A 22,611-nucleotide genomic window follows, 5' to 3' on the forward strand; every position below is an offset into this window, starting at 1 on the left:
TTCAGGCACGCGCATCCGCACCGGTCTCGATCACGCGCAGGGTCGAGGCCAGCCTGTCCAGCACGCCGTTCACATACTTGTGCCCGTCGGTTCCGCCGTAGGTCTTGGCGAGCTCGACGGCTTCGTTGATGACCGCACGATAGGGGATTTCCGGTTGATGGGCGAGTTCGTAGGTACCAAGCAGGAGGATGCCGGCTTCCACGGGGCTCAGTTCATTGAACGTCCGGTCGAGGTGGGGCGCGATGCGCTCCTCGAGTTCGGCGGCATGCGCCAGCACGCCACGCAGCAGGACGGACAGGTATGCCTCGTCCAGCGAGCCGTCCTCCCGGGCTTCACGCAACTGGGCCTCGATGGTGCCCGCGTTCCCGCCCGCCACCCGCCACTGATAGAGTCCCCGCAACGCCAGTTCCCGGGAGAGGCGGCGACGGGTCCTGCGTCCGGCGCCGCTCGGTGCGCCGTCCGTCGGATCAGGGTTCATTGCACGACTTCGTCGAGCATTTTCAGCAGATTGGCCATCTCCAGCGCGGCCCGTGCGACTTCCGCACCCTTCTGGCTCATGCGGGCCAGCGCCTGGTCATCGGTATCCGCAGTCAGTATGCCATTTGCAACAGGCACGCCGGTATCCAGCTGTACCGCAGCAACGCCCCCCGCCGACTGGTTGGCAACGACCTCGAAGTGATAGGTCTCGCCCCGTATCACCGCACCGAGCGCCACCAGCGCATCGAACTGGTCGGTCAGGGCCATGCGTTGCAGCGCGAGCGGAATCTCCAGCGCTCCCGGAACGGTCACCAGCACCAGCCCCGACTTCTGCACGCCGCGGTTCACCAGTTCCGCTACGCAGGCATCGAGCAGGCCTTCGCTCACATTGATGTTGAAACGTCCCATCACGATGCCGATGCGCAGTTCAGTCCCGTCCAGATCCGGCTCGACTTCCAGAATCTCCTCATATCTTGCCATGCGCCCCCCGCCGAAGTTCAGTTGATCCCGCATTTCTTCCTGTCTTTCGGCTCAAGGTATCCCGTCACCTCCAGACCGAAGCCCGCCATGCTCGGCATCTTGCGGGGAATGGCCAGCAGCCGCATCCTGCCCACCCCCAAGTCCCTCAGTATCTGCGCACCGATGCCATAGTCGCGCAGGTCGGTCGCAGAACCGGCTCGGGCTGGAGATCTTTCCGGCATGATGCGCTCGATCAGTTCCGTTGGGCTTTCCCTGCGGTGCAGCAATACGATCACGCCAGTCGCCGCGTTCGCGATTATACGGAGGGTATCGTTCACGTTCCAGGAATGGGTGTCGTCCTGGATGTCGAGCAGGTCGATCACCGAAAGAGGTTCGTGCACCCGTACCAGGGTTTCGGTTCCGGCGTCGAGGGTCCCCTTCACCAACGCAAGATGCGTGGCGCCGCTCGCCTTGTCCAGATAGGCGATCAGCCGGAATTCCCCGTACAGCGTCTGGATGGAGCGTTCGGTCACCCGTTTCACCAGACTTTCGGTACGGCTGCGGTAGTGGATCAGGTCCGCGATCGTGCCGATCCGGAGACGATGCCTTGCGGCAAACTCGACCAGATCCGGCAGGCGTGCCATGCTGCCGTCTTCCGTGAGGATTTCGCATATCACGGACGCGGGGGACAGCCCCGCCAGGCCCGCCAGGTCGCAGCCGGCCTCGGTATGACCCGCCCGCACCAGCACGCCGCCGGTCTGCGCCATCAGCGGAAAGATGTGCCCCGGCTGGACGATGTCCTCGGGTCTGGCGTCGTGTCGCACCGCTGCCTGGACGGTGCGTGCACGATCGGCGGCGGAGATGCCGGTGGTGACGCCTCTCGCGGCCTCGATGGAGACCGTGAAATTGGTGCCCAGCGGCGAACGGTTGGTGGAAACCATCAGGGGAAGATTGAGCTGCCGGCAGCGTTCCTCGGTCAGCGTCAGACAAATCAGCCCGCGGCCATGGGTGGCCATGAAATTGACGGCCGCCGGGGTGACGAAGTCCGCCGCCAGGATCAAATCGCCTTCGTTTTCGCGGTCTTCCTCGTCCACCAGGATCACCATCCGGCCATCCCTGATGTCGGCGACGATCTCCTGTATCGAACTGATGGTCATGGGGTCCTCATGTGCCACGCCTCGTCAGCCTGGCGGACGTCCAGAAGCCGTTCCACGTAGCGGGCCAGCAGATCCACCTCGAGGTTCACTCTCGTACCCACCTGCAGCCCGCCCAGCGTGGTGGCGGCCAGCGTGTACGCAATGAGATTCACCTCGAACGCATTCCCCTCCAGCGCATTGACGGTCAGGCTCACGCCGTCCACCGCGACGGAGCCCTTCAGGGCGATATAGCGCACCAGCGCAGCCGGCGCCTGGACGCGGAGGAGGCGGCTGTCGCCACGGGGCTCGAATGCGACCACTTCGCCGATGCCGTCCACGTGCCCGCTCACCAGGTGCCCGCCCAGCCTGTCCGACAGCCGCAGGGCTTGCTCGAGATTGACCGGAGCGCCAGGGATGTCCGGAATACGTGCGCAATCCAGCGTGGCCTGCGACACGTCCACATGAAACATGCCCTCCTCCAGGGCCGCCACCGTAAGGCATACGCCGTTGACGGCGATGCTGTCCCCCACCTGCACGTCGCCGAGATCCAGCGCACCCGGCGCGACCAGCAGACGCAGCCCGCCGTCCGCAGGGACCGTGCGCACCAGTTCACCGACTGCTTCGACGATCCCCGTGAACATCCGCCGTTCCCCGTTTTCCAATACAATGAACCCGAACCCTCTAGCCTATCAGACTCGGGGCACAACGGGGATAATAATGGGCCCAATGCGGCGACACAGCTGTCTCCATGGAAAACATGATCCCACCAGGACCGGTCCCTGCGGCAATTTGCCGCATGGCCGCGGCACGCGATTTGCGTTAAGGTTCCAGGCTCGGTGACGGGCGGTCAAACGGGAACGGACTATCTCGACATGTTCAGTCGTCTCAATCAGTCGCCGCTGAGCAAGAACCTGCAGCGCCTGTTCCTGCTCAGGAACATCGTGATCGCCGCACAGTGTCTGACCATCGCCCTGGCCTACTGGGGGCTCGGAATGGAGCTGCAGTGGTCACAGATCATCGCTGTGACGGCGCTCCTCACCGTGGTGAATCTGGCCACGTGGCTGCGTCTGTATCGCAACTGGCCGGTGTCGAACATCGAGTTTTTTTCCCAACTCCTGATCGACATCTTTGCACTGAGCGCGCTGCTGTACTTCAGCGGAGGATCCACCAACCCGTTCATCTCGCTGTATCTGTTGCCGCTCACCATCGCCGCCGCCGCGTTGCCATGGACCTACACCTGGCTGGTGGCGGCGATCACGATCAGCTGCTACACGTTGCTGCTGTTTTACTATATACCCTTGCCGCACGATCATGACGAACACCTCAGGGAATTCAACTTGCACGTTTCCGGCATGTGGCTGGCTTTCGTGCTGAGCACGGTGCTGATCGCGTGGTTCGTCGTCAAGATGGGGACATCGATCCGCGAGCGCGACCGGGATCTGGCGCGGGCACGGGAACAGGCGCTGCGCAACGAGCAGATCATCGCCCTCGGCACGCTGGCGGCCGGAGCGGCGCATGAACTCGGCACGCCGCTGGCAACGATGGCGATCCTCACCGGAGAGTTGCAGAACGACTACACCGACAACCGCGAATTCCAGAACAGCATCCGCATCCTGCGCGATCAGATCACGCATTGCAAGCACACGCTGACCCAGATGCTGGCGGACGCGGGGCAGGCGCGTACCGAGGAAGGCAGCGGACAGACTGCGGATCGCTTCCTGCGTCAGGTTCTGGACAAATGGCAGCTCATGCGGCCTTCGGTCAAATTCACCTATCATGGCGAAGGCGTGCAGCCGGCGCCGCAGATCCTCAATACGCAGCTGCTGAGCCAATCCATCCTGAATCTGCTGAACAACGCGGCCGATGCATCGCGCAGGCATATCGAGATCGAGGCCCGCTGGAACGAACACGAATTGCGACTCGAGATCCTCGACGACGGCGATGGACTGACCGGCGAAGCGGCTCAGCGTGCGGGTGAGGCATTTTTCACCAGCAAGGCGCCGGGTCACGGTTTCGGCATCGGTCTATTTCTTGCCAACGCGAACATCGAGCGCTTCGGCGGTAGCGTGCGCCTCACCAATCAGGAAGGCGGCGCCTGCACCCGTGTCGTGCTTCCACTGATCAGGCCTTCCGCATGACGGACGCAACCCCTTCCCCAAATCCCGAACCGGACGACCGGCCTGCGCTCCTGATCGTCGACGACGACGCCACGTTCTGCAGTGTGCTCGCCACCGCCATGACGCGGCGCGGATTCGACAGCACCTGCGCGCATACCGTGGAGCAGGCCCTGGCGTGCGCCGAAACCTGCACTCCGGAGTACGCGGTGATCGACCTGAGGTTGCCCGGGACCTCTGGTCTCATCCTGGTCGAGAAGCTGAGGGCACTCGACCCGGGAACCCGCATCGTCATGCTGACAGGTTATGCCAGCATCGCCACGGCGGTGGAGGCGGTCAAGCTTGGCGCCACCCACTACCTGGCGAAGCCGGTCGACGTCGACGAGATCCTGGCCGCGTTCGAGCGCACCTCGGGAGATGCGGAAGTGCCGATCAGCGCGCATCCGCTTTCGGTGAACCGGCTCGAGTGGGAGTATATCCAGCGGGTCCTGACCGAGAACAATGGCAACGTTTCCGTCACCGCCCGAGTGCTCAAGATGCACCGGCGCACCTTGCAGCGAAAGCTCACCAAGTATCCCGCCAAGACCTGACCCGCCCCCCTTTACGGTTCATCCATGCGGGCCACGATACGGATGTCCGGCCCCACTTGGCGCAGGTCGCGAATCTGCAACGCCCGCCGGCCGGCAAGATCCGTCAGTTCCGGCAGCCTCGCCATGCCATGGGCCGCATTACCGATCAGGCACGGCGCAAGATAGATCACCACCTCGTCAACCAGTCCAGCCTGGATCAGCCCCCCGTTCAGCCCGCTGCCCGCCTCGACCAGCACCTCGTTGACCTCGTAATCCGCGAGCGTCCGCATCATGGCGGCCAGGTCCACTTTCCCGCGTCCGTCCGGCAGCACGACGGGACGAGCGCCCGCGGCACGCAATGGCGCAAGCCTGGCCTCGTCGGCGGTGGCGGTGAAAATCCATTCGCCACCGCCGCGCAACATCTTCGCCCCGGCCGGCATGTCCAGCCGGGCGTCCACCACCGCACGCAGCGGCTGCCTGGAGGTTTCCACATGGCGTACATCGAACCGCGGGTCGTCGGCCAGCACGGTGCCGATGCCGGTCAGAATGACGCACGCGCGTGCGCGCTGCCGGTGGCCGTCGCGCCGCGCCGCTTCGCTCGTGATCCACTGACTGCGGCCATTGGCGAGGGCGGTGACGCCGTCCAGGCTGGCGGCGACCTTCACCCTCACCCAGGGACGCCCGCGCACATGGCGCGAGACGAAGCCGGCGTTGAGCGCGGCCGCTTCCGCCTGCATCAGGCCGGTCTGCACCGCCAATCCCGCCCGCCGCAGGGCCGCGCAGCCGCTACCCGCCACCTCGGGATTCGGGTCCGTCATGGCGGCCACCACGCGGGCCACCCCGGCCCGGATGAGCGCCTCCGCACAGGGCGGCGTGCGCCCGTGATGGCTGCACGGTTCGAGCGTGACGTAGGCGGTCGCCCCATGCACTTCCGCCCCGGCGGCCTGCAGGGCATTGATCTCGGCGTGGGGCTCGCCCGCGCGGGCATGCCAGCCGCTGCCCAGCACCCTGCCATCGCGTACGATGACGCATCCGACGCGAGGATTGGGACTGGTGCCGTAGAGCCCTTTTTCGGCAAGCCTCAGCGCCTGCGACATATGGAGATGATCGGCTGCCGAGAACATCGAAAGTCATCCGCCAGGAGAATGGTACGCTTTCCGGAGAAGCAAGCGGCTTCGCATTCGCGAAAGGCCTGGATTGCAGCGGATCACGAAACCCGGGATCGCCTTTTGCGCTGCGGTCGCTGTGCCTCTTCGATCGCGCTCTGGAAATCGTCGGCGTCCTGGAAGCTGCGATAGACCGAAGCAAAGCGTATATACGCCACCTTGTCCAGTCTGTAGAGCTCCTGCATCACCATCTCGCCGATCTTGCGAGTAGGCACCTCGCGCACGCCCATGCTCAGCAGCTTCTGCACGATACGATCCAGCGCCGCATCCACTTCCCCGGTGGGAACCGGGCGCTTGTGCAGCGCACGCATGAAGCCGGTCAGCAGCTTGTCGCGATTGAATTCGGAGCGGTTGCCATCCTGCTTGATCACCTGCGGCAGGCGCAGCTCCACCGTCTCATAGGTGGTGAAGCGCTTGTCGCAGGTCAGGCAGCGGCGGCGGCGGCGTATACGGTTCCCTTCCTCGCTGACGCGCGAGTCGATCACGCTCGTGTCGTCGGCATTGCAGAAGGGGCACTTCATCCTAACCGCTATAGACGGGAAACCTGACGCACAGGGCACGTGCCTGCTGCGCCACGCGCGACAGCACCCCGATGTCCGCGGGCGCATCCAGCACATCGGCGATCAGGTTGGCCAGCTGCTCCGCCTCGATCTCCTTGAAACCGCGCGTGGTGATCGCCGGCGAGCCGATGCGTATGCCGCTGGTGACGAACGGCTTCTGGGGATCGTTGGGAATGGCGTTCTTGTTGACGGTGATGTGCGCCATCTCCAGGGATTCCGCCGCCTGCCTGCCCGTCAGATTCTTGGCGCGCAGGTCCACCAGGAACATATGGCAGTCGGTGCGTCCGGAGACGATGCGCAGGCCGCGCTCCTGCAGCACCTTTGCCATGACGCGGGCATTGTCGATGACCTGCTTCTGGTATTCCTTGAATTCCCGGGTTGCGGCTTCCTTGAAGGTGACCGCCTTGGCGGCGATCACGTGCATCAGCGGCCCACCCTGGGTCTGCGGGAAGATCGCGGAATTGAGCGCCTTCTCGTGCTCCGGACGAGCCATGATGATGCCGCCGCGCGGGCCGCGCAGGGTCTTGTGGGTTGTACTGGTGACGAAGTCGGCGATGCCGACCGGATTGGGATAGAATCCGGCGGCGACCAGGCCGGCATAGTGGGCCATGTCCACGAACAGGTAGGCGCCGATCTCGTCCGCGATCTTGCGAAAACGTTTCCAGTCTATGACGAGAGAATAGGCGGAGGCGCCAGCGACGATCAGCTTGGGCTTATGCTCGTGCGCCAGGCGCGCAACCTCGTCGTAGTCCAGTTCCTCGGTGTCCGCGGTGAGCCCATAGGACACGGCGTTGAATATCTTCCCGCTGAGATTGACCGAGGCGCCGTGGGTCAGGTGTCCGCCGTGGGCCAGCGACATTCCGAGCAGCGTATCGCCGGGTTTCAGCGTGGTCAGATAAACCGCCGCATTGGCCTGCGATCCGGAGTGCGGCTGGACGTTGACGTATTCAGCGCCGAACAGATCCTTGAGGCGATCGATCGCGAGCTGCTCGACGATGTCCACGTACTCGCAGCCGCCATAGTAGCGCTTGCCGGGGTAACCCTCGGCATACTTGTTGGTCAACACGGAGCCCTGTGCCTGCATCACCGCCGGGCTGGCGTAATTTTCCGACGCGATCAGTTCAATATACTCCTCCTGGCGTCGTACCTCGCCATTGATCGCTTTCCATATTTCCGGATCTACGCTGCTGAGGGTCGGATTGGGGAAGGGCATGACTCATACCTCGGACAGATAAAAAACGCTGCATTCTACCATCACACGCTGGCGGAAAAGCTACACGTCGAGATTCCTCACACCCAGCGCGTTGTCCTCGATGAACGCGCGGCGCGGCTCGACCACATCTCCCATCAGCGTAGTGAAAATCTCGTCCGCGGCAATGCTGTCCTCGATCTGGGCGCGCAGCAGCCGGCGGCTGCCGGGATCCATCGTGGTTTCCCACAACTGTGCGGGATTCATCTCGCCCAGGCCTTTGTAGCGCTGGATGCCGATGTTGCGGTTGGCTTCCCGCAGCAGCCAGTCCAGGGCCTGCTTGAAGTCGCTGACCGGCTGCTTCTGTTCGCCGCGGCCGACGAACGCTCCTGTGCCGATCAGGCCGTCGAGCAACTGGCCGGTCTGCCGAATCTGCGCATAGTCGCCACTCTGGAGGAAATCCTGGTCCAGATGGCTTACACGCGTATTACCGTGATGGGTTCGAAGTATGCGCAACCGATACTCCTCGGAAGCAGCGTCATACTCCGGCAGGATCTGCGTGCCGGGAACGAGGGCGGCCAATCGGGCCGCAGCTTCCGCGGCAGCCTCTTCACCGACCAGATTCACTTCCCGATGATGGAGCAGCGCATGCATCACGCCGCGGTCGATCAGTTGACTCATGCGGTCGATGACCGCCTCGGCCAGCAGGTATTCGCTGGCGATACTCTCCAGCGCTTCGCCCGAGATCGGCGGTTCGCCCGCGCGCGGCTGCAGCGTCGCGCCGGTCAGCGCCAGGCCCAGAAGATATTGCTTGAGTTCGTGATCGTCCTTGACGTAGCGTTCCTGCTTGCCGTGCTTGACCTTGTAGAGTGGCGGCTGGGCGATGTAGACATGGCCGCGCTCGATCAGCTCCGGCATCTGCCGATAGAAGAAGGTGAGCAGCAGCGTGCGGATGTGGGATCCGTCCACGTCCGCGTCGGTCATGATGATGATGCGATGGTAGCGCAGCTTGTCGGGGTTGTATTCGTCCTTCCCGATGCCGGTGCCGAGTGCGGTGATGAGGGCGATGATCTCCTGTGACGAGATCAGCTTGTCGAAACGGGCCTTTTCCACGTTCAGGATCTTGCCCTTCAGGGGCATGATCGCCTGGAACTTGCGGTCGCGCCCCTGCTTGGCCGATCCACCGGCGGAATCGCCCTCCACTAGGTACAGCTCGCACAGGGCGGGATCCTTTTCCTGGCAGTCGGCCAGCTTGCCCGGCAGCCCCATGCTGTCGAGCACACCCTTGCGTCGGGTCAGCTCGCGCGCCTTGCGCGCAGCCTCCCGCGCCCGGGCGGCATCGATGATCTTGCCGCAGATGGTCTTGGCGTCATTCGGACGCTCCATCAGGAAATCCGCCAGTTTTGCCGATACGATTTCCTCCACCACCGGACGCACCTCGGACGACACGAGTTTTTCCTTGGTCTGCGACGAGAACTTGGGCTCGAACAGCTTCACCGAAAGGATGCAGGACAACCCTTCGCGCATGTCATCCCCGGACGTTTCCACCTTGGCCTTTTTCGCCAGTTCGTTCTTCTCGATGTAGCTGTTCAGGGTGCGTGTCATGGCGGCGCGCAGCCCGGTAAGATGCGTACCGCCGTCCTTCTGCGGGATATTGTTGGTGAAGCACAGTACCTGTTCGGAATAGCTGTCGCTCCACTGCATGGAAACTTCCACATTGATGCCGTCCTTTTCCCCAGTGGCATGGAAGATATTCGGATGCAGCACGGACTTGGAACGGTTGATGTACTCCACGAAGCTGCGTATACCTCCACTGAAGACGAAATTCTCCTCCCGGGCGCTGCGCTGGTCCACCAGGTGGATCCTCACCCCGTTGTTGAGGAACGAGAGTTCACGCAGGCGCTTCGCGAAGATGTCATAGTGATACTCTATGTCACCGAAGATCTCCCTGCTGGCGAGAAAGTGGACTTCGGTGCCGCGGCGCTCGGTCTTGCCGGTAATGGCCAGCGGGGCGACGGGCACCCCCATGCGAAACTCGATCTGGTGCGCCTGCCCGCCGCGCCGTATGGTCAGGCGCAGCCACTCCGACAGCGCATTGACGACGGACACGCCCACGCCATGCAGGCCCCCCGATACCTTGTAGGAGTTGTCGTTGAACTTGCCGCCCGCGTGCAGCTCGGTCATGACGATCTCCGCGGCGGAGCGCTTCAGCTCGTCGTCGTGCTTGATGCCGGTCGGAATTCCCCTCCCGTTGTCCTGCACCGTCACCGAGTTGTCCGGGTGGATGACCACGTTGATCTCGTCGCAATACCCCGCGAGCGCCTCGTCGATGGCATTGTCCAGCACCTCGAACACCATGTGGTGCAGGCCGGTGCCGTCGCTGGTATCGCCGATGTACATGCCCGGCCGCTTGCGCACCGCATCGAGCCCCTTCAGGATCTTGATGCTGTCGGAGCCATAGTCGTCGGCGAGGTTTTCGAAGGATTGCTGCCGGGGGGATTTTTTCTCGTTCATGGGGTCGCCAGGTGGTGTTTCAGGTAAAACGGAATCCAGGGATACGGATGCTGCTGCCGGATTGTCTCATATTCTCATCGGCATGACGACGTACTTGAAGTGATTGTCGCCGGGAATCGTGATGAGTGCGCTGCTATTGGCATCGCCGAACGCACACCGCACCGTCTCGCTGGTCAGGTTGTTCAAGACCTCCACCAGGTAGGTAACGTTGAATCCGATGTCGAGAGGCTCGCCATCGTATTCGACATCCAGTTCTTCCTCCGCTTCCTCCTGCTCCGCGTTGGTGCAGACGATGCGCAGGTTTCCAGGCGTGAGGATGAGGCGTACTCCGCGGTACTTTTCGTTCGACAGGATGGCGGCACGCTGGAGGGTCTGCAACAGGAGCAGGCGGTCGACATCTATCAGCTTGCGATGGTCGATCGGAATGACGCGGTTGTAGTCCGGAAACTTCCCGTCCACGACCTTGGAGATCAGCTCGACACTGGAAAAGGAAAAGCGCACCTGATTCTGCAGAATCTCGATGTCGACCGGCTCGTCGCTGTCGCTCAGCTGGCGGGTGAGCTCGAGTACTACCTTGCGCGGCAGGATGACTTCCCGCCTTTCCTGGGACGCCGGCAACGCCAGCAACGCGAACGCCAGGCGGTGGCCGTCGGTGGCGACCACCTTGAGGCTCTCCCCCTCGAGCAGCAGCAGCAGCCCATTCAGGTAGTAGCGGATATCCTGTTGCGCCATGGCGTACTGCACCAGGGACAGGAGCCGCTTCAGTTCGCTCTGCTTGATCGTCACCCGCGCCAGGGATTCGGTATTTTCAGGAAACTTGGGAAAGTCCTCGGCAGGCAGAGTCTGCAGACTGAAGCGGCTTTTCCCAGCCTGGCCCAGGAGCCGGTTCTCGCTGGATTTCAATACCACCCTGGTATTGTCCGGCAAGGCCCGCAGGATATCCTGCAGCTTCTTCGCCGCAACCGTGATCGCATGGCTTTCAGTGGCTGCCTGTTCGTCCTGCGCGGTGGTCGCGATCTGGATTTCGAGGTCGGTCGTGACGAAGGAAATTTCGTTGTTGCGCCGTTCGATATGCACATTGGAAAGGATGGGGAGGGTGTGGCGCCGTTCGACGATGCCGATGACCATCTGCAGGGGTTTGAGCAGAGTATCCTTGTCAGCCTGTATCAGTTTCATTTATCTAAAATCCAGATAATAGTTAATAAAAGTCGGTCAAGTCCGGTATGAGTGTCTGAAATCGATTTCAATCAGTCAGTTGCAGGATTCCAAGAGCGTGTATCGAAACGGTATGGCCTGTGGATGATTTGTGCACGAAAATTTCAGCCGGGTGAAAGAAGCAGGTTATCCCCAAACTGTCCACCTGATTTCTCGCTGCATTTCTCGCCGCTTGCCGCCTGTCGGCTCGACGGCCTATCCGCGCAGGATGTGCAGCAAGGTATTGAAGTCGCGATTGATCGAAGGGTCCGATGCCCGCAGTTCGGTGATTTTACGATAGCCGTGCAATACCGTGGTGTGGTCCCGGCCACCGAACGCTTCCCCGATGTCGGGCAGGCTCAAGGGGGTGAGTTCCTTGGATATCGCCATGGCCATCTGCCGGGGCCGGGCGACGATGCGGGACCGTTTCTTGGAATACATTTCGGTTACCTTGATCTTGTAGTAGTCGGCCACGGTCTTCTGGATGTTCTCGATGGAAATCTGGCGGTTCTGCACTGCGAGCAGATCCTTGAGCGCTTCCCGCGCCAGGTCCAGCGACAGCGGGTGGCCGGTGAAGCGGGAATAGGCCAGCACCCGCTTGAGCGCGCCTTCCAGTTCACGTACATTGGAGCGTATGTGCTTGGCGATGAAAAAGGCGATGTTCTCGTCCAGGGCGACCTTTTCCACCAGGGCTTTCTTGAGCAGGATGGCTACGCGCATTTCCAGCTCCGGTGGTTCCACCGCGACCGTCAGGCCCCAGCCGAAGCGGGAGATGAGCCGTTCCTCCATGCCGGAGATTTCCTTCGGATAGGAATCGCAGGTGATGATGACCTGCTTGTGGGCTTCGATCAGCGCATTGAAGGCATAGAAGAATTCTTCCTGCGTGCGGCTCTTGCCGCCGAAGAACTGGATGTCGTCCACCAGCAAAAAATCCAGGGAGTGATAATACCACTTGAAGTCGTCGAATGCCTTGTGTTGGTAAGCCCTCACTACGTCGGAAACGTACTGTTCCGCATGAATGTATCGGATTTTTGCGGAGCTGTTGTGCTTCAGGGCCGCATTGCCGATCGCCTGGATCAGATGGGTTTTCCCGAGGCCGACACCGCCGTAGATGAAGAACGGATTGTAGGCGATGCCGGGATGTTCCACGACCTGCATGGCGCCTGCGCGGGCTAGCTGGTTGGCCTTGCCGGTGACGAAGCTGTTGAAGGTGAAAGAGGGATTGAGGCGACTCGAATTCTTCTCCTTCTTGAGTGACGGCTTCGGGGACGAGCGCGAGGGACTCTCCGCGGCGACCGATGCGGGAGATGTGGCCGGTGCGTTGTTTTTCGTGGGCACGGCTTCCTTGGCGTCATTCTGGTTGGCGAGCCGGATCTGGAAGTGTACGCTGTGCGAGAAATGGTTCTCCGCCATCTGCTCGATGCGCGGCAGGAAGTGCTCCTTGATCCACTGCATGACGAAGCGGTTGGGCGCGATGAGTATGGGTTCGTCCGCCTTGTGGGAGAGATCCAGGTGCAGGGGTTTGATCCAGGTGTTGAATTGCTGGGTGCTGAGTTCCTTCTCGAAATATCCCAGACAGGCGAGCCAGAAATTTTGCATTGCGGATATCATTTGAGGTGCACCTGAACGGAAAAAGAAGAGCAAGGTTCGGGGCAGTGCGGGGTACCCTATTCTAGACACTTCCCACTCAGTTATCCACAGGGCCGGGAAAAAATATAGGTTGACACAGACATCCGTAAAGAGTTGTAATGCGGGGTTTTATTTATTGATCTCAAGGGGAAAAAGGGGCAGCGATGAAACGTACCTACCAGCCTTCCGTGACCCGGAGGAAGCGCACCCATGGCTTTCGGGTCCGCATGAAAACCGTGGGCGGGGCCGCCGTCATCCGGGCGCGTCGCGCCAAGGGGCGCGCCCGTCTGGGAGTGTAGTCCGCGCGGGACTGGACGCAAAATCACAGGGGATCGCACGATTCGTTTTTTGAAGAGTTGCCGGCTGCATCGGGCGGATGAATTCTCATCGGTGATTCGGTTCAGGTGTTCTGTCAGCGGGAAATTTCTGCAGGTGTTCGCCAGCCCCAACGAGCTTGCGCATTCCCGTCTGGGAATGGTGATTCCAGGGAGAATCGAGCGTCTGGCGGTTTCGCGCAACCGGGTAAAACGGCTGTTGCGCGAAACGTTTCGTGCGCGGCAGAGTGAACTGGCAGGACTGGATCTGGTGGTGCGCCTGCGTTGCAAGGTTCTCCGGCAGGACACGCAGCAACTGGTGGAGGAGGCTGAAATGCTCATGCTTCGGGTGCAACGATGTCGAGGGTGATCATCGGGCTGATCCGGCTCTATCAGTATTGCCTGAGCCCACTGCTGGGATCGTCCTGCAGGTTCAGCCCTTCCTGCTCGCACTATGCCTGCGAGGCGCTGGCCAGGCATGGGCTGCTGCGCGGCGCGCGCCTCGGTGCGTGGCGGATACTGCGCTGCAACCCGTGGAATCACGGCGGGCACGATCCGGTTCCCTAGGGGGGATGTGACGGACAAGCGGTACCGATATGTTGTATGCATGTCGTGAGAAAATAACGTAGCGGAGCAAGATGGACATACAAAAATTCGTACTTTTCCTGATTTTCTCCACTTCGATGCTGTTTCTGTGGGACGCGTGGCAAAAGGAGCAGATGCCTTCCCCGCCGGGGACCACGACCCAGGGTCCCGGCGCACAGGGTCCCGGCACCGGGACCTCGCCCCGGGCCGGCGAAGACACGCCCACTCCGGGAGAAGCCCTCATATCGTCGCGCCCGGGGAACGGGAGCGCCAACGATGCGAATGTTGCGCCATCGCCATCCGGCAAGCTGGAATCGGGAGAGAAGGTCGTGGTCAAGACCGACCTGGTGGTGGCCGAGATCGACACCGCCGGCGGCGACCTGCGCCAACTCGAACTGCTGGACCACCCGGACAAGGAAGATCGCAGCAAGCCCTTCGCACTGCTGCAAAGCCAGCACGGCCACGTCTACGTGGCACAGTCGGGGCTGATCGGGGAAGGACTGCCCACCCACAAGACGCGCTACACCACCGACACGCTTGCCTACCAGCTGGCGGACGGCCAGGACCGCATCGAGGTCCGCCTCGCGGCGCCCGAGGTCAACGGCGTGCAGGTGAACAAGGTCTATACCTTTCACCGCCACAGCTACCTCGTCGACGTGAGCTTCGAGATCGTCAACCAGGGCGAGGCGGCGATCCAGCCGTTTTCCTACTTCCAGATGCTGCGCGACAGCCAGCCGCCGGCCGGCTCCTTCTTCATGATCCCGACCTACACAGGTGCCGCGCTCTATACCGAGGAAGAGAAGTTCAAGAAGATCGAATTCTCGGCGCTGGACAAAGGCAGCGCCAGCTATCCGAAGAATGCGGACAACGGCTGGATCGCCATGCTGCAGCACTACTTCCTGGCTGCCTGGCTGCCGAAGGACAAGTCGCCGCGCGAATACTATGCCAAGCGCCTGGGAGAGAACGAGTACGCCGCTGGGGTGATCGTGCCCGTGGGGCAGGTCGAAGCCGGCGGCACGGCGACCGTCACCGTGCCGCTCTACGCCGGGCCGGAAGAACAGAGCAAGCTCGCGGCCGTGGCGCCGGGGCTGGACCTCACGGTAGACTACGGCTGGCTGACCGTGATCGGCGCGCCGCTGTTCTGGCTGCTGTCGTTCTACCATTCGTGGACGGGCAACTGGGGGGTGGCGATCATCCTCCTGACCATGTCCGTCAAGCTCGCTTTCTTCCCCCTGTCCGCCGCCGGCTACCGCTCCATGGCCAAGCTGCGCGTGGTCACTCCCAAGCTGCAGCGGCTGCGCGAGCAGCACGGCCACGACCGCCAGCGCCTGAACCAGGCGATGATGGAATTCTACAAGGCGGAGAAGATCAACCCCATGGGCGGCTGTCTGCCGATCCTGGTGCAGATCCCGGTGTTCATCTCGCTTTACTGGGTGCTACTCGCCAGCGTCGAGCTGCGCTACGCGCCCTTCGCACTGTGGATCGAGGATTTGTCGTCGCCGGATCCCTACTACGTGCTGCCGGTCATCATGGGGATCTCCATGTTCGTGCAGTCCAGGCTCAGTCCGCCCGCGGCGGACCCGATCCAGGCGCGGGTGATGCAGATCATGCCATTTGCATTCAGCGTCTTTTTCTTCTTCTTCCCGGCAGGCCTGGTGCTGTATTCCCTGGTAAACAACGTATTGTCCATCGCCCAGCAGTGGCAGATCACACGCATGATCGAAGGCAGCGCCGACAAGACCGTCGCCGCACCGGCCAAGAAGAAATAGCCCGTACTGCCGTGCCGCCGTGCAACATTGAGCGGCGGCCGCAGCGGCGTGGTACGGATGTTCCCGGGAACCTGAGCCTGCATGGGTGACACCGATCTCATCGCGGCGATCGCCACGCCGCCTGGCCGCGGCGGCATCGGCGTGGTGCGCGTGTCCGGCAGGAACCTGGCCACGCTCGCCGTGGCGCTGGTTGGCCGGGTTCCACCACCGCGCCAGGCCACCCTCTGCACCTTCCTCGACGCGGATGGGTCGGTCATCGACCAGGGGCTTGCCCTCTACTTTCCGGCGCCACACTCCTATACCGGCGAGGATGTGCTGGAACTGCAGGGCCACGGCGGCCCGGCAGTCATGCGCCTGCTGCTGGCGCGCTGCCTGACTGCTGGCGCGCGCGTCGCCGCGCCGGGCGAATTCACCCTGCGCGCATTCCTCAATGGCAAACTGGATCTCGCCCAGGCGGAAAGCGTCGCCGACCTCGTCGACGCCACCACCGCCCAGGCGGCGCGCTGCGCCGCACGCTCGCTGCAGGGTGCATTTTCAGAGGCTGTCCACAGCCTGGTGAGAGGGCTGGTCGACCTGCGCATGGAGGTGGAGGCCGCGCTGGATTTTCCCGAGGACGATCTTCCCGCACCGCGGCAGGCCGGCGTCCGCGCCGCGCTGGACAGCCTTCGCGCGCGGCTGGATGCAGTGTTCCGCGCGGCCCGCCAGGGCAGCCTGCTGCGTGAAGGCGTGTCCGTGGTACTAATCGGCCGCCCCAACGTCGGCAAGTCCAGCCTGATGAACGCGCTGGTGGGCCGGGAGGCGGCAATCGTCACCGAGATCCCTGGGACCACCCGCGATGCCATCCGCGACACCATTGACTTGGAAGGCATTCCCTTCCATCTGATAGACACTGCGGGGCTGCGGGAAACGGACGATCCGGTCGAGAAGATCGGCATCGCGCGCACGCGTGCGGCCGTCGCCGCGGCGGATCTGGCGCTGCTGCTGCTCGACTGCCGTAGGGGGGAGACGCCGGAGGATCGCGCCATCGTGGAGAGTCTGCCGCCGGCGCTGCCGGTCGTGCGCCTGTACAACAAGATCGATCTGCTGGATGAGGCTCCCGCCATTCATGACGACGGGATCGGCACGTCGGTGCGCTTGTCGGCCAAAACCGGTGCCGGAGTGGACCTGCTGCGCGAAAAACTGCTGGAGCTTGCCGGTTGGAGTGACCTGGAATCCGACGGCCTTTTTCTCGCGCGCCAGCGCCACCTGGAAGCGCTGGCGATGGCGGAAGATTACTTGCATAGTGCGGCAGCCTTGACCGACGAAGAATCGCAGCTTGATCTGCTGGCGGAGGACCTGCGTGCTGCCCAACAGGCGCTGTCGTCCATCACCGGCGAATTCACCGCGGACGACCTGCTAGGAGAGATTTTTTCGAGGTTCTGCATCGGCAAATGAGTCGAGTTCCATAGACGTCCAAGGAAGTCTGCTAAACATATAAAAACTATTATAAATAAAGGAATTTTTGTATTTTAAGTGCTTCGCTGATACAGTCAGAGCCATTCACTTATATGTCCAAGTTTGGGTCCAAGTAGCCAGAGATTTTCTTTATATTCTGTACTTGGACATACGGAGGATATGATGGCTCTGACCGACACTGCCCTCAAGGCGCTCAAGCCCAGGGACAAGACCTATATCGTCACCGACGACCGTGGCCTGTACGTGGAGGTGTTCCCGACCGGGGGCGTCGTCTAACGTTACCGCTACCGGCTGAACGACAAGTACGAGAAGTTGACCTTGGGCAAGTATCCGGCGCTGACCCTGAAGAATGCCCGTATGAAACGGGACGAAGCCGCCCAGCAGGTCGCATTGGGTGAGTCTCCGGCGAAGAAGAAGCAGTTGGCCAAGGTGGCGGGGTTGGAAGACACCACAGTCGCCGAGTTCGCCGAACGCTTCCTCAAGGACATCCAGTCACGCGACCGCAAGGACGTGACAATGCCTCGCCGCTACCTGGAGAAGGACATCCTGCCGCACATCGGCAGCAAGCCGGTCCGGGACATTACCGCCGAGGACGTGCGCAGCGTCATCTGGCGCAAGAAGGCGCAAGGTTTCGACTCCGCCGCCGGCCAGGTGCGGGGCCTGCTCAAGCGCATGTTCGACTATGCGTTGACCTGCGGCCTGATCCAGGCCAACCCGGTGTCAAGCGCAAATGAAAATTGAGCCAGATTGGGCGATATTGCGCAAAGTAAATCTGAGCCATTGCTTATTACTGGGGTGAGGAGGAGGAGAGTCCAACCCTGCGTTGCTGCTTGAGTCGGTAGCTATCACCCTTTATCTGGACGATGTGAGAATGGTGCAGGATGCGATCGAGCATTGCTGCCGTCAGCGTGGTATTTCCCCCGAAGGTTTGATCCCATTGCGTAAATGGCAGATTGCTGGTCAGTACCATGGATCCTCCTTTCTCATAACGCTTGGCCACGATCTGGAAGAAATGGTTTGCCTGGCCGCCGGTCAAAGGCAAGTACCCGATTTCATCGATGATGAGCAAGCGCGGCCCCAGCACATTGTGGCGCAGCACGGTGTTATATCGCTCCTGGCGCATGGCGGCCTCCAATTGCAACATCAGATCGGCTGCAGTGATGAACTTCGTTTTTATTCCGGCCTGGGTTGCGGCGTAGCCCAAGGCGATGGCCAGGTGGGTTTTACCCACACCCGAAGGGCCCAGCAGTACGACGTTTTCGCTGTGGTCGACAAACCGCAGGCTTGCCAGCTCATCGAGCTGCTTTTTAGGTGCACCTGTTGCAAAACTGTAGTCATACTGATCCAGAGTCTTGATAGCCGGAAACCCTGCCATGCGCACCAGCGTCTGACGAGAACGTACCTGGCGGGTGTCCCGTTCATGGGCCAATGCCTGTTCCAGGTAATCAAGGAAACTCCAATCCTTGCTTGCCCCTTCGGCGGCCAGTGCCCGGTAATTCTGCATCAGCCCTTCAAGCTTGAGCGTCTGGCAGTGCGCATCGATGCGTTCATGTTGCAGATTCATGAGCGTACCTCGGTCAGCAACTGCTGGTAGATCGACAATGGATGCTGCAGCGATGTGCCAAACTCAGGCAGGGGATGCGTGGGTGACCGGATGAATGCGCTGGTTGGCCACGTCGCGCAACCATTTGCCGACTTCGGCGTTGGCCGTATCCACATCCAGCATCATGCCGGACTGCTTGAGCCAGCTGGACAGGGGCATATAGAAATTACCGCGCAGATAACGATGGAAGCGTTCCACCTTGCCCTTGGTGCGCGCACGATAAGGCTGACAAAGACGCGGCATGAAGCCATAGTGCTTGGCCAGATCCAATAGTCCCGCATGCCAGCGGTGATGGCCCGCCCCGTATGCATCACGATCGAGCACGATCGTCCTGGCGTTATCGTAGAGAATCTCCCTGGGCACACCACCCAGGCTTTCGAACAAGGCATGGTGGCAGGCAATGAGGGTGGCGGCCTTCTCATTGCTGGCAAATCGAACCCAGCGCCACCGGCTGTAGCCCAGTGTGGCCGTAAAGGCATAAAGGGGATGATTTCCCCGACGAAATACCACGAAATCACACTGCATCTGACGCCCGGGTGCCGTCTCAAAACGTACGACGGGATCGGCGAGCCCGGGTGCCGGGCGATGCGCCTGCATGAATGCCTGCACGCTGCGCAGTTGTCCCTGATAGCCTTGCGCCTTGAGTTCTCGCAGAAGCGCCGGCGCAGCGATCCGATCGGGTTCGGCCGCCTGCATGCGCTGCACAATGTAGGCGTGAAACGGCTCAAGCTTCGTGGGCCGAGCTTCACGTGCCTTGTAACGGGGCACGTCCGGCAAGACCAGGTAGCGAGTCACGGTGTTGCGGGAAATACCCAGGCGCTGCGCAATCTCGCGCACCGACAAACCCTGGCCCTTGAGTACATGTATGGTCATCCACTGATCCTTCTGAAGCATCGTCGGCCTTCGCGCAAAAAAAGCTGACTTTACAGAAAAGTGGCTCAGTTTTACTTCGCACAAAGTGGCTCATTATTACTTTGCGCGCAACAGCGGTCATGGCTTTGCCAATGCGGCACGCCTACCGCGCTGCCGCTCGCGAACGGGCGCTGACGCCGGACGAAATCCGGCAGTTCCTGCGCGCCATGCAGGCCTCCAACATCCGCCACCAGATCAAGATCGAGTTCCAGTTGATCCTGATGACCCTGGTGCGCAAGTCTGAGCTGATGCTGGCGCAGTGGAAGGACGTGCATCTGGACGAAGGCGAATGGCACATCCCGGTCGAGAATTCCAAGACCGGCAAGCCGCACATCGTCTACCTGTCCACCCAGGCGTAGACGCTGTTCAAGGAACTCAAGCCGCTGGCCAGCAGCAGCGACTGGGTGCTGCCGGGGCGTGGCACCCTGGCTAAGCCCTTCGCCAGCAATGCGCTGAACCAGGCGCTGAAGGTGTCATTGCAGGGGCAGGAGATCCCCGCCTTCACTATCCACGATTTGCGGCGCACCGCCTCAACGCTGCTGCACGAACAGGGCTGGCCTTCGGACGTGGTAGAGAAGGCGCTGAACCACACCATCGGCGGCGTGCGCGGTGTCTACAACCGGGCCGCGTACGCCGAGCAGCGGCGGGAGATGTTGCAGCGTGGTCGATCTACATCAACAGACTAGCACCATCAGCTAATTGGTGGTGTGAGTCCGTCTGAGGCGCAGATGGCCTTTTCCTTTTTTGGGTAGGGCCGTTGTTCCTTGAGCCCCATTCCCTTTACAACCTTTATGGATTTACGGATTCATTTTCAAAGGAATAGTTTTGATAACAATGATTTCTCCAGCACAAAAAAATGTCTCACTCTACTGTGAGCGAAAAATATCCACCTTTGTCTCCAGGCATTTGCGCAAACTCAGATCGTTTGCGCCAACCTCGAACCATCCCCCTGGCTTCTGATAGAAGTCGAGGCCGCGTCCAATCTTGATCACCCATCCGTTATCCAGGCGGATTTCACGGTCATGAATGTTCGGATTGAGCTTCACCTCTAGCTCCACATCCAACTCCAGCAGGCTTTGCTTCAACTCATCGAGCTTTTCGGCAATGTCGGCCAGTTGGGTTCTGACGTCATACCCCGTGATCAGGTCGATTTTCTTCACCGTGCCAGCCTTCAGCACCGTCTCGCAGAAGCGCACGAAATTCTGAATTTGATGCTGGAGCCGGATGTAAGGATCTTCAATGACAACGGCTTTCGCGCCTTGTAGATAGGGTCCGATGATCGACTCATAGCTATAGCCGGTGTCTCCATAGAGGATCGTGAAGTGCTGTTCCTTCAGTTCTGCCGGGGCCGGTGCTGTAGCAGTAGGTGTCGGTGTAATCGGAGGTGGAGCGACGGAAGGTACCGCTTCGCCGGTTGGCGAGGGTTGAACGCCTAGCTGCACAGCAGCTACTTCGCCGGGCTGCTGATCCGGCCGAGTCAGTCTGCGACGGGCCGGCTTCTGCGTCGCCGGTGCATCCTTCGACTCCGGGCAGAACACCACCACCTCATCACCACCGGCCTTGAAGTAGGACAGGTTGATCCGGGCGAACTCGTCATCCGGCTTGCGCTTGTTCATCTGCTCCTTGACGCGGCGGCGGCATTCCGTCGCATAGGCCACGTATTCCTCGAACTCCTCGTCCGTTGGCGGCCCGTTCGGATGCAGCACCTTCAAGAATGCGCAGACGGTTTTCTTGATGCCTTTCTCGTCGCGCCCTTCAATCGATTTTCCGAGTCGAATGCGCTTGCTCACTTCCTCATACCGATTCGTGTGCTTGAACTGGTAGTGGAAAGCTTCGGCCAAGTAATCGGTGATGAATCCGTAGTTTCTGGTCAGGAACTCGCTGCTGTTCTTGGGCATCTCCCAACCTGGGATGTACGCAGCGAATCGGTCCATCACTGCCAAGTCAAGCTCTGGCGGCAAGGGCTGAAACAGGTCGTGTTCGTTGGAATTGACCACTTGCTGTACTGACACGTCGATGTTGCCAACAAAGCTCAAGCTGGCATCCGCGATGACTTCGGCTCCGCGCGAGAAGCGCCCATTGGCCATGAAGTCCTTCATGATCTGGATGGTGTCCGGGTCGCGCACCTTGATCCCGCCAACTTCGTCGAACGCAACAGTGTCCCAAAAGCCAACCAGTCCCACCTTGCGACGTGCGTTGTTGTAGAACAGCGTGGCTTTGGTGGCCTGGCCACCCGAGATCAAGGTGGCGTAAGGCGAAAACTCGCTGAAGAAGTAGGACTTGCCCGTGCCGCGTGGCCCCAACTCGATGTAGTTGTAGTTGGGCTCCACCAAAGCGGCCAACCTAGCGATGAAGTGCATCTGCACGCGCTTCGAGAGCTTGCTTGGCTCCAGGCCTACTGAGCGCAATACCGCAGCGATCCACTCATCACGCGTGAAGGCTGATCGGCCTTCTGCGTAGCGTTCAAAATCGAATCGCGTCAGTTGGATCGGTCGCAAGTCCTCAATAGAAAACGCATAATCGTCTTCATCAATGTCGTTGTGCGCCAGGGTGACCTCGGCCCAAATTCCGCCTTCCAGCAGACGATCGTTATCCTGGTAGAACTTCTCGGCAATGGCGATGCGTTGCGAGTTGAAGTTTTCCAGGGAAGCCCAATGGCGCTTCTCCTTCTCGACATAGCGCACATGCACTTTGTCGATGAAGCGGTGCCTGCCTTTTGTGGCCACCTTGGACTGCGCGGCATTGGCCTCATCTGGCCGCACATAGTTCTCCTGCAGCGACGAGAGCACTGCTTCCATGCCGGCGTCCATCTCAGCCTGGTCATTGCTGGCGCAGTACTTGGCAAGCAGGAACTCCAGGACGAACGTCGGGACGTTGGTGCCTTTCTTGATCCGGTGCAGCAAGTCCTTGCGCAGCACCTTGCCATCGAAAGTGGCGTTCAGTTTTTGGTCGAGTTCGTCCATGGG

Annotated in this window: 20 protein-coding genes and 3 pseudogenes; 10 read left to right on the forward strand and 13 right to left on the reverse strand. The window is 61.1% G+C overall.

Annotated elements, in window-relative coordinates; translation table 11 throughout:
- Position 1: 1 nt before the first annotated feature.
- The 4 genes from nusB to BT108_RS05795 are packed head-to-tail and all read right to left on the reverse strand — an operon-like array spanning position 2 to position 2,713.
- Positions 2–478, reverse strand: a complete 477-nt coding sequence (gene nusB, locus BT108_RS05780; protein ID WP_072293600.1) for a transcription antitermination factor NusB — start codon at positions 476–478, stop codon at positions 2–4.
- On the reverse strand, positions 475–957 hold the full coding sequence (gene ribH, locus BT108_RS05785) for a 6,7-dimethyl-8-ribityllumazine synthase (protein ID WP_072293669.1): 483 nt from the start codon (positions 955–957) through the stop codon (positions 475–477). The genes nusB and ribH overlap by 4 nt, the downstream gene beginning before the upstream one ends.
- Before the next feature lie 17 nt (positions 958–974).
- Positions 975–2,093 carry a bifunctional 3,4-dihydroxy-2-butanone-4-phosphate synthase/GTP cyclohydrolase II gene (ribBA, locus tag BT108_RS05790; RefSeq protein ID WP_072293601.1) on the reverse strand — a complete coding sequence of 373 codons (1,119 nt, stop codon included), beginning with the start codon at positions 2,091–2,093 and terminating at the stop codon, positions 975–977.
- Complete coding sequence (locus tag BT108_RS05795; protein ID WP_072293602.1) at positions 2,090–2,713, reverse strand: riboflavin synthase; 624 nt, start codon at positions 2,711–2,713, stop codon at positions 2,090–2,092. Before BT108_RS05795 ends, ribBA begins: the two co-directional genes overlap by 4 nt.
- A gap of 231 nt (positions 2,714–2,944) precedes the next feature.
- Between BT108_RS05795 and BT108_RS05800 the strand changes: the two genes are divergently transcribed.
- Both BT108_RS05800 and BT108_RS05805 read left to right on the forward strand, forming a co-directional pair.
- On the forward strand, positions 2,945–4,210 hold the full coding sequence (locus tag BT108_RS05800) for an ATP-binding protein (RefSeq protein ID WP_072293603.1): 1,266 nt from the start codon (positions 2,945–2,947) through the stop codon (positions 4,208–4,210).
- Positions 4,207–4,776: a response regulator transcription factor gene (locus BT108_RS05805; protein ID WP_072293604.1), complete on the forward strand. Its 570-nt coding sequence runs from the start codon at positions 4,207–4,209 to the stop codon at positions 4,774–4,776. Before BT108_RS05800 ends, BT108_RS05805 begins: the two co-directional genes overlap by 4 nt.
- An 11-nt stretch (positions 4,777–4,787) precedes the next feature.
- Here the strand turns inward: BT108_RS05805 and ribD are convergent, their stop codons facing one another.
- The 6 genes from ribD to dnaA form a co-directional block, all read right to left on the reverse strand.
- The gene (gene ribD, locus BT108_RS05810; RefSeq protein ID WP_072293605.1) at positions 4,788–5,879 is read right to left on the reverse strand and encodes a bifunctional diaminohydroxyphosphoribosylaminopyrimidine deaminase/5-amino-6-(5-phosphoribosylamino)uracil reductase RibD; all 1,092 of its coding nucleotides are present in this window, start codon (positions 5,877–5,879) and stop codon (positions 4,788–4,790) included.
- Between the two features lie 83 nt (positions 5,880–5,962).
- A complete protein-coding gene (gene nrdR / locus BT108_RS05815; protein WP_072293606.1) occupies positions 5,963–6,442 on the reverse strand; it encodes a transcriptional regulator NrdR in 480 nt (159 codons plus the stop codon).
- A 1-nt stretch (position 6,443) separates the two neighbouring features.
- Positions 6,444–7,694 (reverse strand): serine hydroxymethyltransferase, encoded by a 1,251-nt coding sequence (glyA, locus tag BT108_RS05820; RefSeq protein WP_072293607.1) that lies wholly within the window; start codon positions 7,692–7,694, stop codon positions 6,444–6,446.
- 60 nt (positions 7,695–7,754) lie between these two features.
- Positions 7,755–10,184 carry a DNA topoisomerase (ATP-hydrolyzing) subunit B gene (gyrB, locus tag BT108_RS05825; protein WP_072293608.1) on the reverse strand — a complete coding sequence of 810 codons (2,430 nt, stop codon included), beginning with the start codon at positions 10,182–10,184 and terminating at the stop codon, positions 7,755–7,757.
- Between the two features lie 66 nt (positions 10,185–10,250).
- Entirely contained in the window at positions 10,251–11,360 is a 1,110-nt protein-coding gene (gene dnaN, locus BT108_RS05830) for a DNA polymerase III subunit beta (protein ID WP_072293609.1), read from the reverse strand.
- 234 nt (positions 11,361–11,594) lie between these two features.
- On the reverse strand, positions 11,595–12,977 hold the full coding sequence (gene dnaA, locus BT108_RS05835; RefSeq protein WP_083566250.1) for a chromosomal replication initiator protein DnaA: 1,383 nt from the start codon (positions 12,975–12,977) through the stop codon (positions 11,595–11,597).
- Positions 12,978–13,171: 194 nt separating this feature from the next.
- On the opposite strand from dnaA, the gene rpmH reads away from it, so the two are divergent.
- The 7 genes and pseudogenes from rpmH to BT108_RS05865 form a co-directional block, all read left to right on the forward strand.
- Positions 13,172–13,306 carry a 50S ribosomal protein L34 gene (rpmH, locus tag BT108_RS05840; protein WP_072293611.1) on the forward strand — a complete coding sequence of 45 codons (135 nt, stop codon included), beginning with the start codon at positions 13,172–13,174 and terminating at the stop codon, positions 13,304–13,306.
- 49 nt (positions 13,307–13,355) lie between these two features.
- Positions 13,356–13,691, forward strand: coding sequence for a ribonuclease P protein component (rnpA, locus tag BT108_RS05845; protein ID WP_255369633.1), 336 nt, complete (start codon positions 13,356–13,358; stop codon positions 13,689–13,691).
- Positions 13,679–13,888: a membrane protein insertion efficiency factor YidD gene (gene yidD, locus BT108_RS05850; protein WP_072293612.1), complete on the forward strand. Its 210-nt coding sequence runs from the start codon at positions 13,679–13,681 to the stop codon at positions 13,886–13,888. The genes rnpA and yidD overlap by 13 nt, the downstream gene beginning before the upstream one ends.
- 71 nt (positions 13,889–13,959) lie before the next feature.
- The gene (gene yidC / locus BT108_RS05855; RefSeq protein WP_072293613.1) at positions 13,960–15,675 is read left to right on the forward strand and encodes a membrane protein insertase YidC; all 1,716 of its coding nucleotides are present in this window, start codon (positions 13,960–13,962) and stop codon (positions 15,673–15,675) included.
- A gap of 81 nt (positions 15,676–15,756) precedes the next feature.
- Complete coding sequence (mnmE, locus tag BT108_RS05860) at positions 15,757–17,109, forward strand: tRNA uridine-5-carboxymethylaminomethyl(34) synthesis GTPase MnmE (protein ID WP_072293614.1); 1,353 nt, start codon at positions 15,757–15,759, stop codon at positions 17,107–17,109.
- A 180-nt stretch (positions 17,110–17,289) separates the two neighbouring features.
- Positions 17,290–17,406 carry an Arm DNA-binding domain-containing protein gene (locus BT108_RS13955; RefSeq protein WP_218184825.1) on the forward strand — a complete coding sequence of 39 codons (117 nt, stop codon included), beginning with the start codon at positions 17,290–17,292 and terminating at the stop codon, positions 17,404–17,406.
- Between the two features lie 12 nt (positions 17,407–17,418).
- A pseudogene (locus BT108_RS05865) lies at positions 17,419–17,871 on the forward strand (tyrosine-type recombinase/integrase); the annotation flags it as partial.
- Positions 17,872–17,917: 46 nt separating this feature from the next.
- On the opposite strand, the gene istB reads toward BT108_RS05865, so the two are convergent.
- Together istB and istA are read right to left on the reverse strand one after the other, a co-directional pair.
- Complete coding sequence (gene istB / locus BT108_RS05870) at positions 17,918–18,694, reverse strand: IS21-like element helper ATPase IstB (protein WP_072293615.1); 777 nt, start codon at positions 18,692–18,694, stop codon at positions 17,918–17,920.
- Positions 18,691–19,627: pseudogene (gene istA, locus BT108_RS05875) on the reverse strand (IS21 family transposase). The gene istB and the pseudogene istA overlap by 4 nt, the downstream one beginning before the upstream one ends.
- 110 nt (positions 19,628–19,737) lie before the next feature.
- Between istA and BT108_RS14130 the strand changes: the two are divergent.
- Positions 19,738–20,331, forward strand: a pseudogene (locus BT108_RS14130) (tyrosine-type recombinase/integrase).
- Positions 20,332–20,511: 180 nt separating this feature from the next.
- Here BT108_RS14130 and brxL read toward each other — a convergent pair.
- Positions 20,512–22,608, reverse strand: coding sequence for a BREX system Lon protease-like protein BrxL (gene brxL / locus BT108_RS05885; protein WP_072293616.1), 2,097 nt, complete (start codon positions 22,606–22,608; stop codon positions 20,512–20,514).
- Positions 22,609–22,611: the final 3 nt, after the last annotated feature.

The organism is Nitrosovibrio sp. Nv17 (genome assembly GCF_900119085.1).
In the GTDB taxonomy this organism is placed as follows: Bacteria; Pseudomonadota; Gammaproteobacteria; order Burkholderiales; family Nitrosomonadaceae; genus Nitrosospira.

Coding starts and splice junctions, on each gene's coding strand:
- nusB (WP_072293600.1), bottom strand. CDS start 478: ATGAACCCTGATCCGACGGACGGCGCACCGAGCGGCGCCGGACGCAGG.
- ribH (WP_072293669.1), bottom strand. CDS start 957: ATGGCAAGATATGAGGAGATTCTGGAAGTCGAGCCGGATCTGGACGGG.
- ribBA (WP_072293601.1), bottom strand. CDS start 2,093: ATGACCATCAGTTCGATACAGGAGATCGTCGCCGACATCAGGGATGGC.
- BT108_RS05795 (WP_072293602.1), bottom strand. CDS start 2,713: ATGTTCACGGGGATCGTCGAAGCAGTCGGTGAACTGGTGCGCACGGTC.
- BT108_RS05800 (WP_072293603.1), top strand. CDS start 2,945: ATGTTCAGTCGTCTCAATCAGTCGCCGCTGAGCAAGAACCTGCAGCGC.
- BT108_RS05805 (WP_072293604.1), top strand. CDS start 4,207: ATGACGGACGCAACCCCTTCCCCAAATCCCGAACCGGACGACCGGCCT.
- ribD (WP_072293605.1), bottom strand. CDS start 5,879: ATGTTCTCGGCAGCCGATCATCTCCATATGTCGCAGGCGCTGAGGCTT.
- nrdR (WP_072293606.1), bottom strand. CDS start 6,442: ATGAAGTGCCCCTTCTGCAATGCCGACGACACGAGCGTGATCGACTCG.
- glyA (WP_072293607.1), bottom strand. CDS start 7,694: ATGCCCTTCCCCAATCCGACCCTCAGCAGCGTAGATCCGGAAATATGG.
- gyrB (WP_072293608.1), bottom strand. CDS start 10,184: ATGAACGAGAAAAAATCCCCCCGGCAGCAATCCTTCGAAAACCTCGCC.
- dnaN (WP_072293609.1), bottom strand. CDS start 11,360: ATGAAACTGATACAGGCTGACAAGGATACTCTGCTCAAACCCCTGCAG.
- dnaA (WP_083566250.1), bottom strand. CDS start 12,977: ATGCAAAATTTCTGGCTCGCCTGTCTGGGATATTTCGAGAAGGAACTC.
- rpmH (WP_072293611.1), top strand. CDS start 13,172: ATGAAACGTACCTACCAGCCTTCCGTGACCCGGAGGAAGCGCACCCAT.
- yidD (WP_072293612.1), top strand. CDS start 13,679: ATGTCGAGGGTGATCATCGGGCTGATCCGGCTCTATCAGTATTGCCTG.
- yidC (WP_072293613.1), top strand. CDS start 13,960: ATGGACATACAAAAATTCGTACTTTTCCTGATTTTCTCCACTTCGATG.
- mnmE (WP_072293614.1), top strand. CDS start 15,757: ATGGGTGACACCGATCTCATCGCGGCGATCGCCACGCCGCCTGGCCGC.
- BT108_RS13955 (WP_218184825.1), top strand. CDS start 17,290: ATGATGGCTCTGACCGACACTGCCCTCAAGGCGCTCAAGCCCAGGGAC.
- istB (WP_072293615.1), bottom strand. CDS start 18,694: ATGAATCTGCAACATGAACGCATCGATGCGCACTGCCAGACGCTCAAG.
- brxL (WP_072293616.1), bottom strand. CDS start 22,608: ATGGACGAACTCGACCAAAAACTGAACGCCACTTTCGATGGCAAGGTG.